Below are 14,638 nucleotides of genomic sequence, written 5' to 3'. Positions count from 1 at the left end.
CCGCACACCCAGCGGGGCCCGGACGCCCAGCGGGGACCGGACGCCCAGCCGGGTGCCCCGCCCCCCGGCTGGGCGTACGGTCCCCGCTGGGCGTCCGGGCCCCGCTGGGTGTGCGGGCCTCGTTGGGTGTACGGGCCTCGCTGGGCGTCCGGCCCCCGCTGGGCGTCCGGCCCCCGCTGGGCGTCCGGGCCCCGCTGGGCGTCCGGCCCCCGCTGGGTGTGCGGGCCTCGTTGGGCGTCCGGCTTCCTGCTGGGCGTCCCGGCCTCCCGTCAGGTCCCTGCCCCTCGCCGGGTGTCGGCCAACTCGCCTGCGGCGTGGTTCTGCCGTCGGGCGGGGCGCCGTGTCTTCGTGGGGCCGCTGCGTCTTGGCTCGGGCGTGGGCCGTGCGGGCGTGCCGGTGCCCCCTGCCGGGCCGGCGTCGGCCCTTCGACCGGCGGGGCGTGGAGGCCCGGGGCGAGCGGGTGCTGCGCGTTGCGGGGCCAGAGTTCCTCTCGGGTCGGGCCCCGCTCGGGCTAGGTGCCACTCATGCCGGTCCGCTGCTGCCTGCCGGGCCCGGGATGCGCCGGGCCTAGGTTGCGTCCCGCCTGCACGGCGTCGGGCCTGCACGGCGTCGGGCCTGCACGGCGTCGGGCCTGCACGGCGTCGGGCCTGCACGGCGTCGGGCCTGCACGGCGTCGGGCCTGCACGGAGCCGGGCTGGTATCACCCCCGGCCAGGGATCGCGCCCGGCCAGGGATCGCGCTGGCCGGGAATCACCCGGCCCGGGATCGCCCCGGCCCGGGATCACCCCGGCCCGGATTACGCCGGGTCCGCCCCCTGCAGTGCGTGTGCCGCGCGTAGGACCAGGTCGTCGCGGTGGCGGGCGGCGATCAGTTGGAGGCCGATGGGGAGGCCGTCCCCGTCGGTGCCCACCGGGACCGATGCCGCCGGCTGCTGGGTGAGGTTGAAGGGGTAGGTGAAGGGGGTCCACCCCGTCCAGCGCCGGTGGCCGGAGCCCTTCGGCACCTCCGCGCCCGCCTCGAACGCCGTGATCGGCAGCGTCGGCGTGACCAGCAGGTCGTACTCCTCGTGGAAGCGGCCCATCCGGCGGCCCAGCTCCATCCGGACGTCCACCGCGGCCAGGTACTCCAGCGCCGAGTACCGGGCGCCCGCCCCGACGATCTCCCGCAGCCCCGGGTCGAGCAGCTCCCGCCGGCCCGCCCGCAGATGCTGCACCACACGGGCCGCCCCGCTGAACCACAGCGTGTGGAAGGCCTCCACCGGGTCCGAGAAGTCGGGATCCGCCTCCGCGACGAACGCGCCCAGTTCCGCCAGCCGCTGCACCGCACGCCGGACCGCCGTCGCCACCGCCGGGCGCACCGCCACCTGCCCGCCGAGCGAGGGCGAGTACGCCACCCGCAGCCCTCGCACCCCGCCGGCCAGGGCCTCGGTGTACGACCCGGGCGCCGGCCCCAGCGCCGACCAGTCCCGGGCGTCGGGGGTGCCGATGACGTCGAGGAGCAGCGCCGCGTCCGCCGCGTCCCGGGTGATCGGGCCGACGTGCGCGAGCGTGCCGAACGCGCTCGCCGGGTAGAGCGGCACCCGCCCGTACGTCGGTTTCAGGCCGAAGACGCCGCAGAAGGAGGCCGGGATGCGCACGCTCCCGCCGCCGTCCGTGCCGAGCGCCAGCGGCCCCGCCCCGAGCGCCACGGCCGCCGCCGCGCCCCCGCTGGAGCCGCCGGCGGTACGGGCGGGGTCGTGCGGGTTGCGGGTGACGCCGGACAGCGGCGAGTCCGTCACGCCCTTCCAGCCGTACTCGGGCGTGGTCGTCTTGCCGAGGAAGACCGCGCCGTGCTCGCGCAGCCGGGCGACGGAGGGCGCGTCCTCGTCCCAGGGGCCGTCCGGCGAGACGGCCAGCGAGCCGCGCAGGGTGGGCTGACCGCGCGTCAGCAGGATGTCCTTCACCGTGACCGGCACCCCGTCCAGGCGCCCGCACGGCTCCCCGCGCCGCCACCGCTCCTGAGCCCGCCGGGCCCGGTCGAGCGCCTCCTCGCCGGTGAGCCGGACGAAGGCGTTCACCTCCGGCTGGATCTGTTCGGCCCGGTCCAGCGCCGCCCGGGTCACCTCGACGGGGCTGAAGTCGCCCTTGCGATAACCGTCGACGAGCTGTACTGCGGTCAGCTCGGTGAGGTCGAGGTCCGTCATGCACCCTCCCGCTTCCTGGGACGTTCAGTGTCCGGGCACGTATCCGCGCTTCTTGTCGACCACGTTCGCGAGCGGCCGGCCCGCCGCCCAGCTCTCGAACAAATCCACGAACTGCGCCCCCAGTTCGTCCCGCCAGCCGATCGTGTCCCCGCTCATGTGCGGGGAGATGATCAGATCGGGCACCCGCCACAGCGGACTCTCCGGCGCGAGGGGCTCCCGGCTCAGCACGTCCAGCGCGGCACCCGCGATCCAGCGCCTGGTCAGCGCCTCGGCCAGGTCGTCCTCCACGACCAGCTGACCCCGCCCCACGTTCACGAACCGGGCGGAGGGCTGCATCACCCCGAACCGCCGGGCGTCGAACATGCCGCGCGTGTCGTCGGTGAGCGGCGCCGCCGCGACCACCCAGTCGGCGCGGGCCAGCAGCCGGTCCAGCTCGTCCGGCCCGTGCACACCGGTGCGGGCGGTGCGGCCGACCAGCGCGGTGGTGATGCCGAGCGCCTTGAGCGTCTGCGCGATCGCCCGCCCGATCGGCCCGGAGCCGACCACACAGGCGCGCGTTCCGGCCACCCGCATCGACTCGCGGTGCCGCCAGGTCCGCTCATCCTGCAACCGCAGTGTCGTCGGCAGGTCCTTCGCCATCGCCAGGACGAGCGCGGCGACGTACTCGGCGATCGGCTGGTCGAAGACGCCGCGCGCGTTGGTCACCACCGTCTCGGAATCGGCCAGCTCGGGACACATCAGATGGTCCACCCCGGCGCTCGCCGTGTGCACCCAGCGCGGCCGCGGGCCGTCGCCGGGCCACGCCTCGCGCACCGCGTGCGAGCTGAAGTCCCACACGAGCAGCACGTCGGCGTGCGGCAACCGCTCGGCGAGGGACTTCGCGTCGGTGTGCTCGATGCGGGCCCGGCCGGTCAGCCGGCCCAGCCGGGGGAGTGGTTCGGCGTCCAGGACGAGAAGCGTGGGCGTGCTCATCGGCAGGCGTGTCTCCGGTACGGGGGAGGTACGGGGAAAACTGGGGCGGTTCGGGTGTTGACGCGGAACTTAACCGGCTGTTGACCTGGGAGTGACGCGGGCGGATTGACCACGCTCGCACCGCAACCTACCTTCGTCAACACGGCCGTGCGTAACGGTGCGTTGCCCTCTCCTTCCTCAGTGTGAGGCCGGTGCGTGCCATGGACATCTCCTTTCTCGGCGGACCAGCTCCGCAACGCGGGGTCGGCGTGGTCGCCCCGTTCGACTTCGCACTCGATCGCGAACTGTGGCGATGGGTGCCCGACGAGGTCTCGCTGCACATGACGCGAACCCCTTTCGTACCCGTCGAGGTCAGTCTGGACCTCGCGCGGATGGTCAGCGAGCACGAAACCCTCGGCGAGGCGGTGCGCACCCTCAACGCCATCGCCCCCGAGGTCGTCGCCTACGCCTGCACCTCGGGCAGTTTCGTCGGCGGCGTCGCCGGCGAGCGGGCGATGTGCGAGGCGATGACCTGGGCGGGCGCGGTCCCGTCCGTGACCACCTCCGGCGCGTTGCTGGACGCGCTGGCCGAGTTGGGCGTGCGCCGGCTCGCGCTGGTGACGCCGTACACCGTGTCGGTCACCCGGTCGCTGGAGGCGTACATCGCCGAGGCCGGGGTGACGGTCACGGGCTGCGCCTTCATGGGGCTGACCCGGCACATCTGGAAGGTGCCGTACCGCGACGTGGCCGACATGGCGCGCCGGGCGGTACCGGGCGAGGGCGCGGCGGACGCCCTCTTCATCTCCTGCACGAACCTCCCCACCTACGACGTCATCCCGCAACTGGAGGCCGAGCTGCGGATCCCGGTGATCTCGGCCAACCAAGTGACGATGTGGGCGGCGCTGCGCCGACTGGGTACCCGTGCCGTGGGGCCGTACCAGACGCTGACCGATCCGTCGGCGCGCACCGGCCCCGCGGTGCCGGGACCGGCCGGCCCCGCAGTGGCGGACATCCCGGGCGTCACGGACGGCCCGGACACCGAACAGCAGCAGGAAGGGTGGACATGACAGCACTGGGATTCCTGTACCCGGGCCACTCCGGCGAGGACGACTATCCACGCATCGAGCAGCTGCTGGGCAGCGACATCCGGGTGGACCTGGTGCACACGGACATCGGCGAGGACGCGCACCGGGTGGACGCCCTGCTGGAGATGGGCTCGCCGCGGCGGCTCGCGGCCGGCGTCGAGGAGCTGCGGCTGGCCGGCGCCGACGCCGTGGTGTGGGCCTGCACCAGTGGCAGTTTCGTGCACGGCTGGGAGGGCGCGCAGGAACAGGTGCGCGGCCTGGCCCAGGCGGCCGGACTGCCGGCCTCGTCGACCTCGTTCGCCTTCGTGCACGCGGTGCGCGAGGTCGGGGCGCGGCGGGTCGCGATCGGCGCGACCTATCCGCAGGACGTGGCACAGCTCTTCGCGGAGTTCCTCGGGGCCGCCGGCATCGAGGTGGTCGACGTGGTCGGCTCGGGCATCATCACGGCCGCGGAGGTCGGCACCTGGACCGAGGCGGAGGTGCTGGCGCTGGCGCGCGCCGCCGACCGCCCGGACGCGGAGGCGGTGCTCCTGCCGGACACCGCCCTGCACACGGCGGCCCACATCCCGGCCTTGGAGAAGGAGCTGGGCAAGCCGGTCCTGACGGCCAACCAGGTCACCATCTGGGAGGGCCTGCGCCTGGCGGACCGCCGGGTCAACGCGCCGGAACTGGGCGCGCTCTTCACCCGGGAGCCGGTGGTGCAGGTCTGAGGGCCCTGTCAGGGGTCGCGACACGCGAGAACCCCGGTCCCGCTGCTGCGGGACCGGGGTTCTCGATGGAGCGCTGGGCAGGCCTTGCACCTGCATTTCCCCACGGGAAGTGGGGCGTCTTTCCTTGGACCACCAACGCACTGCCGGCTCTTGGGGGTTGAACCCCGTGATCAGGCAGCTTGAGCGTACCGCAGCTCCGCCCGGGGTGCACATCGACGTCAGTGCGATTCATGTATCTGTCTATCGTTCCACTACCTGAAAATACCTGAACCCTTGTCAGGTCCCGGACCGAACCCTATTCTCACGGCGAGAAAGCGCTTTCCCGGCTGTCGTATTGACATGATCACGACAGTCAGTTCGTTCCGGCATGTGAAGACGAAGGGGAGACCGAGGATGAGACGACCCGTCGCGCTGCGACTCCAGGCGGCGCTGGGGACACTGGCCCTCGCCGCCGCGACCGGGGTGGTGCTGGCCATGCCCGAGGCGGCGGCAGCGGCCGGTGGCGCCACCGGCTACGCGACCCAGAACGGCGGCACGACCGGCGGCGCGGGCGGGCAGACGGTCCGGGCCACCACCGGCACCGCGATCCACCAGGCCCTGTGCGGCCGGGCGGACAGCGCCACCCCGATCACCATCGAGGTCGAGGGCACCATCAACCACGGCAACACCAGCAAGGTGTCGGGCGACAGTTGCAGCACGGCGGCCGACAAGATCGAGCTGAAGCAGATCAGCAACGTCACGATCGTCGGCGTCGGCAGCGGTGCCGTCTTCGACCAGCTGGGCATCCACATCCGGGAGTCCAGCAACATCATCATCCAGAACGTGACGGTCCGGAACGTCAAGAAGTCGGGCTCGCCCACGTCCAACGGCGGCGACGCCATCGGCATGGAGAGCGACGTCCGCAACGTCTGGGTCGACCACACCACCCTGGAGGCGTCGGGCGGCGAGTCGGCGGGCTACGACGGCCTCTTCGACATGAAGGACAACACCCAGTACGTGACCCTGTCCTACAGCGTCCTGCGCAACTCCGGCCGCGGCGGACTGATCGGCTCCAGCGAGAGCGACGTGTCCAACGGGTACGTCACCTTCCACCACAACAAGTACGAGAACATCGACTCCCGCACCCCCCTGCTGCGCGGCGGCACCTCGCACATCTACAACAACCACTACGTGAGCCTCAACGAGTCCGGCATCAACTCCCGGGCCGGCGCCAAGGCCAAGGTGGACAACAACTACTTCGAGGACTCCAAGGACGTCCTCGGCACCTTCTACACCGACCAGGCCGGCTACTGGCAGGTCAGCGGCAACATCTTCGACAACGTGACCTGGTCCGAGCCCGGCGAGGACACCAACCCGGCCGGACCCGACCCGCGGTCCAACACCACGGTCTCCATCCCGTACTCCTACGGCCTGGACGCCGCCTCCTGCGTACCGGCGGTGGTGAGCGCCACGGCGGGCGCGAACAAGGGCCTCAAGGTGTCCGACGGCAGCTGCACACCGCAGAACCCCGACCCGTCCCCGGACCCCACCGACCCGGACCCGACCGACCCGACCGAGCCCTCCCCGGACCCGACCGACCCGCCGAGCGGCACCAACCTCAGCGTCGGGGCCGGCGCCGACGGCTCGTCCAAGGCGAGCGGCACCAGCTACGGCAACGTGCGCGACGGTGACATGGGCACGTACTGGTCGCCGGCCGGGACGACCGGCTCGGTCTCCGTGAAGTGGTCCTCCCCCACCACGGTCTCCAAGGTCGCCATCCGGGAGGCGGCCGGCTCCGCGGGCGCCATCCGCTCCTACCGGCTCGTCGACCACGGCACCGGAGCCGTGCTGGCCACCGGCAGCGGGGCGGGCGTGATCAGCTTCCCGGCGGTCTCCCTGACGAAGATCACCTTCGAGATCACCGGCGCCTCGGGCACCCCGAAGGTCGCCGAGTTCGAGACGTACGCGGGCTAGCGAGCCGCGTGGTCCCGCCCCGGAGGGCGGGGTGTGTCCGGCCGCCGCGCCGGGCGCGCCCCGCCCTCTTGCGCGGGCGCGGGACAATGGACGGTGGCCCACTCCGACGGAGTGCCCCCGCGTGCGGGGGAGGGTCGTCGTGACGTACGAGGAGGAGAAGACATGGCGGAGCCCACGCCGCGTCGGAACGAACCGCGGCTACGCCCCGCGCCCCTGCTCTTCGAGCCGGCGGAGGCGGCCGCCGATCCCGAGCACTTCTTCGACCTCGAGTCGATCGACGACCCCCGGGCGCTGCTGGAGCGCGCCACCGAGCTGACGCAGGCCTTCCGTGCGGCGGCGGACCGCGCGATGGAGTACCAGGCGATCGCGGCCGCGCAGCTGGCCGACCCGCGACGGTTCGACCGGCTCACCGCCGCGGACATCGCCGAGCGCGCCGAGTGGACCGAGGACTACGCCAAGAAGATGGTGGAGTTCGGACGCGATCTGATGCGCGGCGAGCCGGCGGAGTAACCCGTTCGCATATGCCAGGAGGGTGGGCAAGATACTCCCTTCCCTGCCGTCCTGTCCCCATTTCCCGCAACCCAGCGGAGCGACTCCCTCACGCCCGGTAGATGTATGCGGCATGAGCAGCACACGCAACGCCACGCCCCACGTCTCGGACGTCACCTCGGACGGCGCCGCCTGGCTGGCCTCGGCGAGCGCGTATCCGCGCAGCACGCTGGCGCTGTGGGAGGAGCGGCCCGAGGCCCCGGTCGTCCTGCCCTGCGGTTCCGCCTTCGACGTGGTGAGCGCCCCCGCGATCTTCGGGCGCAGGATGCTGGACCGGCTGTGGGACGACGGCCCGGGGTCCGGTCCGGTGGCGGAGTTCCGGGGCCGGATGCTGCTGTTCGCCGCGCCGGGCGCCGCCCAGCGGCTGCCGTCGCTCCTCGAGTGGGAGGAGTGGAGCGCCCGCGGCAGGGGTGACGGGCGTACGGGCGCGGTACCGCCGCTGCTGTGCCACGGCGCAGGGGACGCGGTGACCGTACCGGCCCCCGCGGGCGGGCCCGCCCGTTCCGGGGCGCGGTGGCTGGTGGCGCCGGACACCCGGATGCCGTGGCTGCCGGGGCCGGAAATCCTGCTCTGGGCGGCCGTGCGGGCGGCCCGATCCGCGGTGCGGATTTCGATTTTTCCCTCCGCCGACCAGGATGCTAAGGTCTACGACGTCAGCAGGCGCCGCTAGCTCAGTTGGTTAGAGCAGCTGACTCTTAATCAGCGGGTCCGGGGTTCGAGTCCCTGGCGGCGCACGTTGGCGATGGCGAGGCATGTTCGCGGAAAACGCGAACCGCCTCGCCATCGTTGTTTCTGCGCGGCTTCGCCGCACGGTGCGGGGGCTTCGCCACCCGCACCCCCTCTCCGACGCGCCCCGCGGTTCCCCTCACCCGGGTGTGATCCGTACGGTCCACGCCCCGGACTCCGAGCGTCCCTCCACCGCCACCTGGACGCCCTCGCCCGGGACCGTGAAGCTCTCGCCCAGGCCCACCGGGGCGTCGGCGAGGGGTGGGTAGACCGAGTCGGCCCAGCAGGACTCGGTCTCCGGGTGGGCGTCGATCACCTCGATCGGCCCGCCCCCGGACTCCGACCCGCTGTGCACCCGGTACACCAGCACGCCCGCCCGGCAGGCCGAGGCGTCGTTGCCGACGGGGGTCCGCACCTCGAAGGCGAGCACGGTGTCGGCGCCCGTACGCACCACGGCCAGCTTCGTCCCCCGCCCCAGACCGAAGGCCGGTGCGCCGGCCGCGCCGGTCACCCTGACCCCCGGCCCCGCCGCCAGGGGCTCCAGCGTCAGCCGGGTCGGCCCGCTGCCCCGCACGCAGGTCACCTGCCGGGGCTCCAGCCAGCCCAGCTTCCACTTGTGCCAGCCGAACAGGTCGGGGGCGAGACCGAACTGGCTGCCCATCAGGTCCCAGTCGCCGACGTGGGTGTCCCAGTCGCCCTCGCCGTCGACGGGCCGGTGGTAGAGGTCGGGCAGGTCGAAGACGTGCCCGGTCTCGTGGGCCAGGACGAGCCGGTCGGGCGGGTGGTTCTCGAAGACCGTGACGACCCGCCGCAGGGCGGTGCCGTCGGCCCGCATCGGCCGCTCCAGGTTGACGACCTTGGTGGCGTCGGAGTCCACGCCGGGCGCGTCCGGGTCCGCGACGAAGTAGACGACGTCGTAGCGGGAGAAGTCGACGTGCCGGTCGGCGGCCCGCAGCGCGTCGCGCAGGTAGGCGGCCCGGTGCTCGGGGCTCCAGTCGCGCCGTATGGCGTACGACGTCGACGGGCTCGGCATCGGGATCCAGTTACGCATCGGGTGCGGGCGCAGGCTGAAGGCGCCGTACGAGGCCTGCTGGAAGAAGCGGCTGGTGGCCGGGAAGTGGTCGGCCGTGAGTTCGGCCGGCGACGTCAGCGGCTGGGAGTCGGGGAAGGACAGGAAGATCATCACCGCGTCCAGGGCGCGGGCGGGCCGCGGATAGGCGGCGTTCCAGGTGTCCAGGCCCTCGGAGTGGTGCACCTCGGTGCGCTTGAGGGCGCAGGGCTCCGGCGAGAACGGCTCGGCGACCGAGGGGGCGGTGATCAGGGAGGTCGCCGCGAGGGCCGACATGGTGGTGCACACCGCCGCCGTGGTGCGCAGGCGTGGCACATGAACCTCCGGGGCGGTCGACGGGACACCGCACCCAGCTTGTGCATGATTGTCGTATTACGCCCTGTTCGCCTGCACCGGATGGGTGAGCCGTCCGCGGCTTCGCCGTCGGCCTTCCGGCCGACACCCCGGCAGCACTCACGGAACGTCACAACTGGTCGGAGGCGCGAAGGACCCGTCCAGGTGTGAGCAGAAACGATCTCTCAGAGCGGCCGCTCGGTCCGGAACGCGGAAAGGCGGCTGGAAGGGCCCGGTGTCAGCCTCTATGATCGGCACACTTTCCTGCACGAACAGAGCACGAACAGAGATCGAGGCACTGCGGGAGCGAGCGGTGAACGGAACCTCCGAAGGGCCGACGTCCGCGGCAGACCTCGACCGGTCGGCCGTCACAGAGAGTGACCAGGTGGCTCCTCGTACGGCGCGCGAGAGACCCGCGGCCTATCGCTCGGTGTTCACCGCCGCCCCCCTCGCCATGGCCGTCGTCGACGCCGAGGGCCTGGTCGTCAGCGCCAACGACACCCTCGGCGCCCTGCTCGGCAACGACCCCGACGCGCTGGTGGGCTGCGCCGCGGCCGACCTCGTCGACCTCGCCTCCGACGCCGGTATTTGGCACGCGTACCGCGAGGTGCTGCGCGGCCGGCAGCCCCGGCTGCGCTGCACCCGGCGGCTGAAGCGGGCCGACGGGCACTCCCTGTGGGCGCAGGTGACGGTCGAGCCGCTGGCGGACGCCGGGGACACCCCGGGCCTCCTGCTGTCCGTCGCCGACGTCAGCGCGCGGCGCGAACTCCAGGCGCGGCTGCGCCACCTCCAGATGCACGACCCGGTGACCCGGCTGCCCAACCGCGCCCTGTTCTTCGAACGGCTGACCGCCGCCCTGGAGGCGGAGACGTACGAGCACGGCGGCACTGGACGGATCGGCGTCTGCTACCTGGACCTGGACGGCTTCAAGGCCGTCAACGACACGCACGGCCACCGTGTCGGCGACCGCTTGCTGGCCGCCGTGGCCGAGCGGCTGACGCGGTGCGCGGAGGAGGCCGCCGACGCCCGTTCGGGCAGCGCCCCGCTGGTGGCCCGGCTCGGCGGCGACGAGTTCGCCCTGCTCGTGGAGGACTCCACCGGGACCGAACAGGTCGCCGGCCTGGCCGAAGCCGTCCTGGCGGCCCTCCAGCCGCCGTTCGAGCTGTCCGAGCGCCGCCTCTCGGTCACCGCCTCGGTCGGCGTCGTCGAACGCCACACCGCCGGCACCACCCCCACCGCCCTGATGCAGGCGGCCGACACGACCCTGTACTGGGCCAAGGCGGACGGCCGGGCCCGCTGGACGCTCTTCGACCCGGAGCGCAATGCCACCCGCATGACCCGTCAGGCGCTCGCGGCCACGCTCCGTCCGGCCATCGAGCGCGGCGAGTTCGCGCTGGAGTACCAGCCGCTGGTCGGCATGGAGGACGGCCGGGTGCGGGGCGTCGAGGCGCTCATCCGCTGGAATCATCCTCAGTTCGGCGTACTGGCGCCGAATCGGTTCATCGCACTGGCGGAGGAGGACGGCTCGATCGTTCCGCTCGGCCGCTGGATCCTGCGCACGGCCTGCCACCAGGCGCGCCGCTGGCAGCTGGCCCACCCGGACGATCCGCCGATCTTCGTCAGCGTCAACGTGGCCGTCCGCCAGGTCTGGGACTCCGACCTGGTGGCGGACGTGGCCCGCACCCTGGAGGAGACGGGCCTCGCCCCGCACCTGCTCCAGCTGGAGCTGACCGAGTCGGCGGTCATGGGCTCGGCGGGCCGCCCGCTCCAGGTCCTCAAGGCGCTCAGCGACATGGGCGTCCACATCGCCATCGACGACTTCGGCACCGGTTACTCGAACCTGGCCTACCTCAGCCGGCTCCCGGTCTCCGTCCTGAAGCTGGACGGCGCCTTCGTGCGGGGCTTCCAGTACGAGGGCGTCGCCGGTGCCGGGGCGGCCGCGACCACCGAGGGGAACCCGGCCGACGAGGTCATCGTCGAGGCGATGGTCCAGCTCGCCCACCGGCTCGGCCTGAGCGTCACCGCCGAGTGCGTGGAGACCTCCGACCAGGCGACCCGCCTGCGCCGCATCGGCTGCGACACCGGTCAGGGCTGGCTGTACTCCCGACCGGTGGCACCGGACCGCATCTCCGCGCTGCTGGGCTCCGCCGGGCCCGGCGCGGCCGGCGTTCAGGCGGCCGGCAAGCCGTAGGCGTCGGCGATCAGCTCGTAGGAACGCAGACGCACGTCGCCGCCGTGGGCGTTGGCGGTGATCATCAGCTCGTCGGCGCCGGTGCGCTTCTGCAGGTCGTCCAGGCCGGCCCGCACCTCGTCGGCGGTGCCGTGGACGACGTTGGCGTTCCAGGACCGCACGAACTCCTCCTCCATCGGGCTGAAGTCGTACGCCTCGGCCTCCTCGGGCGTCGGCACGAGTCCCGGCCGGCCGGTGCGCAGCCGCACCATGTTCAGCGCCGCCGCGAGCACCTGCCTGCGGGCCTCCCTCTCGTCGTCGGTCGCGAGCGCGGAGACGCCGATGAGGGCGTAGGGGGCGTCCAGGACGGCGGACGGCCGGAAGGAGTCCCGGTACAGGTCGAGGGCCGGGACGGTGTTCTGCGCGGAGAAGTGGTGCGCGAAGGCGAACGGCAGCCCGAGGGTGCCGGCCAGCCGCGCGCTGAACCCGGAGGAGCCGAGCAGCCACACCGGCGGCCGGTGGGCCGACTGCACGCCCCCGGGCGAGGTGGCCTGCACGGGCCCCGGCACAGCGTGGATACGCCCGTACGGGTGCCCGTCGGGGAAGTCGTCGTCCAGGAACCGGATCAGCTCGGCGAGCTGCTGCGGGAAGTCGTCGGCGCCCTCGTTGAGGCGGTCGGTGCGGCGCAGGGCGGCGGCGGTGGCCCCGTCCGTGCCGGGGGCGCGGCCGAGGCCGAGATCGACGCGGCCGGGGGCCATGGCCTCCAGCGTGCCGAACTGCTCCGCGATGACGAGGGGGGCGTGGTTCGGCAGCATGACGCCGCCCGAGCCGAGCCGGATGCGGTCGGTGTGGGCGGCGAGGTGGGCCAGGATGACCGCGGGGGAGGAGGAGGCGACGCCGGGCATGGAGTGGTGCTCGGCGACCCAGTACCGGTGGAAGCCGCGCTTCTCGGCCAGGCGCGCGATGTCCACGCCGGTCCGCAGGGCGTCGGTGGCGGTCCGGCCGGCGCCGACGGTCACCAGGTCCAGCACGGAGAGGGGGACGGGGGCGGTGCCCTGGGCGGTGCCCCGGATCTCCTCGGTGGCGTCTGCGGCGTCTGCGGACATGGCGGGGTGCCTCCTGTTGCGTGTGGCGTGGCGGGGTCGCTGGGCGACGTAACAGGAGGGGGCCTCCGGTTATTCCCGGGCGGGCTTGCGGAGGGTGTCGAGGAAGGCGGCGAAGGAGGCGGCCGGGAAGGTGAGGACGGCGCGGGTGGGGGCCTTGGAGTCGCGGACGGCTATTCGAGGGGGACGGGGAGCCACCTCCACGCAGGCATTGCCTTCACCCCCGCCGGAGTGGGACGACTTCTTCCATGCGCCGGGGGTCATCTGGTCTCACAGCTCCTTCGCCAGCTCATGGATGAAGTCACGGGAACGCTCCGGCTCGAACGCTACTTCCCCCACCCTATGGAAAAGTGTTCGAAAGTGGTTCAGTTGGGCTTCCGCGTCGACGAATAGGGTGCCGTGGGGCGCGTCGCGAACGACGGTGTCCAGCTTGGGGACGGGTCCACCCGCGTACACCATGGCGCTGCCGGCTCCGGCGAAGCCGTCCACGGCGAAGGGGATGACGCGCACGGTGACGTGGTCGGACGCGGAGAGATCCAGGACGTGGGCGAGCTGTGCTCTCGCCTTGATGTCGTTGCCGACCTTGATCCGCAGGGCCGCTTCATGGATGACCGCCTCGTACGGGATCGGTCGTGACCGCTCGATGATGACCCTGCGCTTCCTGCGGTGTTCCACCCAACGCCCGATCTCGTCCTCCGAGAACTGCGGGTTCACGTAGGAGAAGAGGGCGCGGGCGTAGTCATCGGTCTGGAGCAGCCCCGGGATGTGCAGGAAATCCACGTCCCACCGGAGGGAGGAGTGATGCTCCAACTCCGACAGGTCCAGGAACGAGTTCGGTAGCGAACCCCGGTACTCCTCCCACCAGCCGCGTGTGCGGTCCGTCGCCATCGCGGCCAGAGCCGAGACCAACTCGTTGTCCGTGCAGGCGTAATGCGCGGCGAGCCGCCTCAGGCGTTCCTCGCTCACGCCCGCGATCCCGGACTCGATCTGGCTGATCTGGACGGAGTTCACGCCCAGAAGGCTCGCCGCCTGGGTCGCCTTGAGGCCCGCGGCTTCCCGCATCTTTCGTAGTTCAGACCCCAGGCGCTCCTGGCGCGCGGTGGGCGTACGTCTGGGCGGCACAGCTTCCTCCTTGCTCAACGAACGCCCGTGGGCGGCTCGTTCGCGGCAAGATTACGCGATCGGCTTGCTGAGTAATAAATATATGCCCTACCGTCAGTGACGCGAAGTGAGCAACGTGCAACGCATGGTGCTGGAAGCGCACCGCTCCGTCATGCCGTGACGGACGCGGCATGACACCGCACCGCCTCCACCCCCCCCCGTCACAGGAGCCCACATGCCCGAAAACGATCCGTGGGAGTACTCCTCTACATCCCGAACGACCCCCGCGCAGTCACCGTCTGCCGCCGCACCCTCCGGCTGATCCTGACGATGCACGGCCTGATCCGCCTGGTCGACCTCGCCGAACTGCTGGCGACGGAGCTGGTCTCCAACGCCGTACGACACACCAAGGGGCCGGCCGCACTCCGGGTGCGCTGGTCCGGGACCGGAGTCCTCCGCCTCGGCGCCTGGGACGCGGACCCCTCGCCGCCGGAACCGCCGCAGCCCTTCGACCGGGCCCTGGACCGCGAGGGCGGGCGGGGCCTGGCGATGGTGCGGGCCTGCGCGGACGTGTGGGGTTGGCAGCCGCTGGCCCGCGAGGGCAACCGGGGCAAGTACGTCTGGTGCGAGCTCGGTACGGCCACTGCTCGCGAGGCGCGGACGGCGTGAAGGGCACGGCGGCATCCCGGCTACCCACGCCCTGACC

Annotated in this window: 12 protein-coding genes, 1 tRNA gene and 1 pseudogene; 8 read left to right on the top strand and 6 right to left on the bottom strand. The window is 72.5% G+C overall.

The window, feature by feature from the left end; genetic code table 11:
- Positions 1 to 796 precede the first annotated feature (796 nt).
- On the bottom strand, positions 797 to 2,182 hold the full coding sequence (locus tag DMH12_RS31120; protein WP_125494753.1) for an amidase: 1,386 nt from the start codon (positions 2,180 to 2,182) through the stop codon (positions 797 to 799).
- 24 nt (positions 2,183 to 2,206) lie between these two features.
- Positions 2,207 to 3,154, bottom strand: a complete 948-nt coding sequence (locus DMH12_RS31115) for a D-2-hydroxyacid dehydrogenase (RefSeq protein ID WP_125494752.1) — start codon at positions 3,152 to 3,154, stop codon at positions 2,207 to 2,209.
- 200 nt (positions 3,155 to 3,354) lie between these two features.
- Between DMH12_RS31115 and DMH12_RS31110 the strand changes: the two genes are divergently transcribed.
- The 6 genes from DMH12_RS31110 (at position 3,355) to DMH12_RS31085 (ending at position 8,164) form a co-directional block, all read left to right on the top strand.
- Complete coding sequence (locus tag DMH12_RS31110; RefSeq protein WP_125494751.1) at positions 3,355 to 4,200, top strand: decarboxylase; 846 nt, start codon at positions 3,355 to 3,357, stop codon at positions 4,198 to 4,200.
- Positions 4,197 to 4,928 carry an aspartate/glutamate racemase family protein gene (locus DMH12_RS31105; protein WP_125494750.1) on the top strand — a complete coding sequence of 244 codons (732 nt, stop codon included), beginning with the start codon at positions 4,197 to 4,199 and terminating at the stop codon, positions 4,926 to 4,928. Before DMH12_RS31110 ends, DMH12_RS31105 begins: the two co-directional genes overlap by 4 nt.
- Before the next feature lie 393 nt (positions 4,929 to 5,321).
- Positions 5,322 to 6,881 carry a polysaccharide lyase family 1 protein gene (locus DMH12_RS31100; protein WP_125494749.1) on the top strand — a complete coding sequence of 520 codons (1,560 nt, stop codon included), beginning with the start codon at positions 5,322 to 5,324 and terminating at the stop codon, positions 6,879 to 6,881.
- A gap of 162 nt (positions 6,882 to 7,043) precedes the next feature.
- Entirely contained in the window at positions 7,044 to 7,391 is a 348-nt protein-coding gene (locus DMH12_RS31095) for a hypothetical protein (RefSeq protein WP_122619922.1), read from the top strand.
- A 112-nt stretch (positions 7,392 to 7,503) separates the two neighbouring features.
- Complete coding sequence (locus tag DMH12_RS31090; protein WP_125494748.1) at positions 7,504 to 8,100, top strand: bifunctional DNA primase/polymerase; 597 nt, start codon at positions 7,504 to 7,506, stop codon at positions 8,098 to 8,100.
- A tRNA-Lys gene (locus DMH12_RS31085) sits at positions 8,091 to 8,164 on the top strand. Before DMH12_RS31090 ends, DMH12_RS31085 begins: the two co-directional genes overlap by 10 nt.
- Before the next feature lie 131 nt (positions 8,165 to 8,295).
- On the opposite strand, the gene DMH12_RS31080 is transcribed toward DMH12_RS31085, so the two are convergent.
- Positions 8,296 to 9,501: a M6 family metalloprotease domain-containing protein gene (locus tag DMH12_RS31080; RefSeq protein WP_125494754.1), complete on the bottom strand. Its 1,206-nt coding sequence runs from the start codon at positions 9,499 to 9,501 to the stop codon at positions 8,296 to 8,298.
- Positions 9,502 to 9,871: 370 nt separating this feature from the next.
- Here DMH12_RS31080 and DMH12_RS31075 point away from each other — a divergent pair, with 370 nt between their 5' ends.
- Complete coding sequence (locus tag DMH12_RS31075; protein WP_125494747.1) at positions 9,872 to 11,749, top strand: bifunctional diguanylate cyclase/phosphodiesterase; 1,878 nt, start codon at positions 9,872 to 9,874, stop codon at positions 11,747 to 11,749.
- Here DMH12_RS31075 and DMH12_RS31070 read toward each other — a convergent pair.
- From DMH12_RS31070 to DMH12_RS31060, 3 genes are all read right to left on the bottom strand, one after another.
- A complete protein-coding gene (locus tag DMH12_RS31070) occupies positions 11,728 to 12,834 on the bottom strand; it encodes an LLM class flavin-dependent oxidoreductase (RefSeq protein WP_125494746.1) in 1,107 nt (368 codons plus the stop codon). The genes DMH12_RS31075 and DMH12_RS31070 overlap by 22 nt on opposite strands.
- 69 nt (positions 12,835 to 12,903) lie before the next feature.
- Positions 12,904 to 13,095 (bottom strand): DUF397 domain-containing protein, encoded by a 192-nt coding sequence (locus DMH12_RS31065; RefSeq protein WP_125494745.1) that lies wholly within the window; start codon positions 13,093 to 13,095, stop codon positions 12,904 to 12,906.
- 6 nt (positions 13,096 to 13,101) lie between these two features.
- Positions 13,102 to 13,953: a helix-turn-helix transcriptional regulator gene (locus tag DMH12_RS31060; protein ID WP_125494744.1), complete on the bottom strand. Its 852-nt coding sequence runs from the start codon at positions 13,951 to 13,953 to the stop codon at positions 13,102 to 13,104.
- A gap of 214 nt (positions 13,954 to 14,167) precedes the next feature.
- Between DMH12_RS31060 and DMH12_RS31055 the strand changes: the two are divergent.
- Positions 14,168 to 14,601, top strand: a pseudogene (locus DMH12_RS31055) (ATP-binding protein).
- The last annotated feature ends 37 nt before the right edge of the window (positions 14,602 to 14,638 follow it).

It is taken from the genome of Streptomyces sp. WAC 04229, from assembly GCF_003947455.1.
In the GTDB taxonomy this organism is placed as follows: Bacteria; Actinomycetota; Actinomycetes; order Streptomycetales; family Streptomycetaceae; genus Streptomyces.
The sequence above is the reverse complement of the archived record's forward strand: the minus strand, read 5'-3'. Positions and strand labels throughout refer to the sequence as shown.